General features: G+C 33.3%; 4 protein-coding genes. 1 reads left to right on the top strand and 3 read right to left on the bottom strand.

Annotated features, from left to right (window positions below):
- Positions 1-338 precede the first annotated feature (338 nt).
- Positions 339-1,712: an AAA family ATPase gene (locus MICAI_RS07360; RefSeq protein WP_008199797.1), complete on the top strand. Its 1,374-nt coding sequence runs from the start codon at positions 339-341 to the stop codon at positions 1,710-1,712.
- Positions 1,713-1,752: 40 nt separating this feature from the next.
- Here the strand turns inward: MICAI_RS07360 and MICAI_RS07355 are convergent, their stop codons facing one another.
- The 3 genes from MICAI_RS07355 to MICAI_RS07345 all read right to left on the bottom strand — a co-directional run bounded on the left by MICAI_RS07355 (position 1,753) and on the right by MICAI_RS07345 (position 3,077).
- Positions 1,753-2,190, bottom strand: coding sequence for a putative toxin-antitoxin system toxin component, PIN family (locus MICAI_RS07355; RefSeq protein WP_008199795.1), 438 nt, complete (start codon positions 2,188-2,190; stop codon positions 1,753-1,755).
- Positions 2,187-2,450, bottom strand: a complete 264-nt coding sequence (locus MICAI_RS07350) for a hypothetical protein (RefSeq protein ID WP_008199794.1) — start codon at positions 2,448-2,450, stop codon at positions 2,187-2,189. Before MICAI_RS07350 ends, MICAI_RS07355 begins: the two co-directional genes overlap by 4 nt.
- Positions 2,451-2,513: 63 nt before the next feature.
- A complete protein-coding gene (locus tag MICAI_RS07345; protein WP_008199790.1) occupies positions 2,514-3,077 on the bottom strand; it encodes a Uma2 family endonuclease in 564 nt (187 codons plus the stop codon).
- Between the last annotated feature and the right edge of the window lie 51 nt (positions 3,078-3,128).

The following is a 3,128-nucleotide window of genomic DNA, read 5'->3' as shown; positions in this document are numbered from 1 at the left end:
AGTCCGTAGAGTGTAGGGTGCGTTAGGCGGCTATCAATTTAGTCAAAAAACCAAAATTAATAATTCGCCGTAACGCACCACCTCTATTATTAAATTGGTGCGTTACGCTATTGAAAGGCGCACCCTACGAGTAATATGACTACAAGCTTTACTTTCTAAGGCGAATTTGGTATGACAGTTTGCCCTTCCCGACTTTATGGGGTAAAATGTTCGTAGGCAATACATTGATCTCTTGCAAGAGGGAAGTAAAATGATTATTAGTCTGATAAAAAAACGAGAAAACTAAAATATGTTCCCTGATCCCAACCAGCAATACAAATGTTCTATCGCTTACTTATATGGATATTCAAAACCTTTTAGAATGGACTGATAAACAGGTATTAGACAAAACCGGTAAACATCTTGATTCATTGCAAGAATCCATCTTACAGGGTATTTGGGAACATCAAGATTATGAAGAAATTGCCAAAGATAATCAGCGCAGTTATGACCATATAAAAAAAGAAGCATGGAAGTTATGGCAACTGTTATCAGATGTTTTTGAAGAAGATATAAAAAAGTCTAATGTTCGTTCTATTTTAGAAAATAAAGCTTCATCTATTATTTATCACTTTGTTAACTCTCCTAACAGTAATAACATTAGTAACAGTCGCGTTAATATCTGTAGAGAAAATAACTCCTATTCAGAAAACAACTTAAAAAAGTCTTCAAATTTTCCAGATAATGATCATCTATACCCCATAATTGACTTAACAAAAGCTCCTGAATTAAGGTATAACTATGGACGTAAGTTAGAAATATCAACCTTAAAAGAATGGCTAGATAATAAAACTCGATTAATTACCATTTATGGGTTAACTGGAATCGGAAAAACAGCTTTAACCCTTAAATTAGTTTCAGAAATTGCCCCACAATTTGATTATATTATTTATCGCAGTCTGGAAAATATTCCTCAATTAATCGCTCTCAAAGATGATCTAAAACAGTTTTTCGCCCAATCTCTATCAACCCCCTTACCTGATATAATAGATTATCTAAGCTCCTATCGTTGTTTAATTATTCTTGATGATGTGCAGAATATTTTTAAACTGGGGGAATTAGCAGGTAAATATTTACCCGACTGTCAGGATTATCATAAATTTTTTCATCAAATTGCTACCACATCTCATCAAAGTTGTTTGATTTTAATTAGTTGGGAACTTCCCAGAGATTTTGTCACCTTAAAATCCGATAAAATTAAAACTTTATACCTGCAAGGTTTAACAACAGAATTTGAAGAAATATTCAAAGAATACGGTTTAAAAAGTGAGGAGAAATGGACGAAACTGAGCGAACTTTATCAAGGTCATCCTAACTGGTTAAATATCATCTCCTCAACTATTATTGAGCTATTTGATGGAGAAGTATCCTTATTTTTAGAACAAATGAAAAATGAAATTTATTTGGGGGATATAGAAGACTCGATCGAATGTCATTTACAGCGTTTATCCGCAACAGAAAAAAAGGTGATACACTGGTTAGCTAATCAAACTGAAGCGGTAGAAAAGTTTCCCAAAACTGCTAGTCTTGACTTATCTACTTCTGAATTTTGGGCAACTATTCAGTCATTAATGAGACGCTGTTTACTCGATAAATTATCATCAGAAACCTCGTCCTATTTTCCTATTAATCCTGTCTTTAAATCCTATCTTCAAAGAAATCCTAACGATTAGGATTATCTCTTTACAAATAGACGCGATCGCCTTTTTACCTTTAACTATTTTGTAAGACTTGTAAGAATAAATTTGGGGACAAAATTTGTGTATGATGATAATGCTTTAGCGGTAAAATGTGTTTTTTATCTAAAGAAACTAGATAATCAGCACCTATTTCGTAAGCGGCTGCCAAAAACATATTATCATTTGGATCAACCTGATCGAGTAGCGTTGCTTGATAAATGCCTTGAATTTTGATAGCAGTATAAAAAATAGCCGTTAAAATCTCCTTAATATAATTTCTGTCAATATTTTTCAGTAATAGTTTTTCAACCAATTCCTCCAATAATTGAGGAGAAATAACTAACTTAAATCTACCCTCTCGCCAATAACGAATAATTTGACAAGGCGCACTGTTAGGATTTTTACTTAACAAAGCTGAAAGAAAAACCGAAGTATCAAGAATAACAAGAGGTGAATCTTGAGCAAACATCATAGTAAATCAGATTCTTCTAAGTTTCCTGAAATTCTCACACAAGCGTCATCAAATTTTTGCCAAACTTCATGATAACAATTATCGGGCATATTTTGAACCTCATTTAATGTTTCCATAATCAAATCTTTGACCTGTTTTCTATTTACATTTTCTTTGAAACCTTCTAAATGCTTGTGTAACTGTTCTAATAACCATTGTTTATCTTCAAACGAAAAATTTCGTAACTTTTGTTCCAGTTCAATAATTTGAGGGGATATCATAAAATTAACTCCTGACCAAGATTAGTCTAGTTTAATGATAACAAAAGCTTCAAATTTAAAGCTTTAACTAAAGATTACCTTGTTATAAATATCTGCTATCTCCACCTCAACCCGCAAAGAGTTTAAATGAATTATCCTATCAGATTCATAAGCTGTAAACAACCAGCAATCGCCTTCCTTTTGAAAATGTTCAATATAACATTTTTCCTGAGAAATCAATAAATATTCCTGAAAAGTTGCAATGGTTCGATAAGCGGCAAACTTTTCTTCTCTGTCGTAATTTGCCGTTGCAGCAGACAAAACCTCAGCGATTAAAACAGGATTAATTAAAGTATCTTTGCGTCCTTCTTGATAAGTGAGAGGTTCAGACACTACCATAATATCAGGATAGGTAGCTATTTGACGCTCAGGTATCCATAAACGCTGATCGGTGACAAAAACGGCATAGGGTTGATTCTTTAGTCCAGTATATAAAGCCACCAATAAATTACTAATAATGCGATTATGAGTCGGTGTCCCTCCTGTCATAGCAATAATTTTTCCATCCAGATATTCATGACGAGTTTGGGATTGTATTTCCTGCTCAAAATATTGACTAAGAGTATATTTTCCAGTGAGAGCGGTCATAATGATGATTGTTTGAGAATAAGCATTTTGCAGCGTTTTTCATTGTTCCCC

The sequence above is a fragment of the Microcystis sp. T1-4 genome (assembly GCF_000297435.1).
Classification (GTDB): domain Bacteria; phylum Cyanobacteriota; class Cyanobacteriia; order Cyanobacteriales; family Microcystaceae; genus Microcystis.
This window is presented reverse-complemented; position numbering and strand designations above follow the sequence as displayed.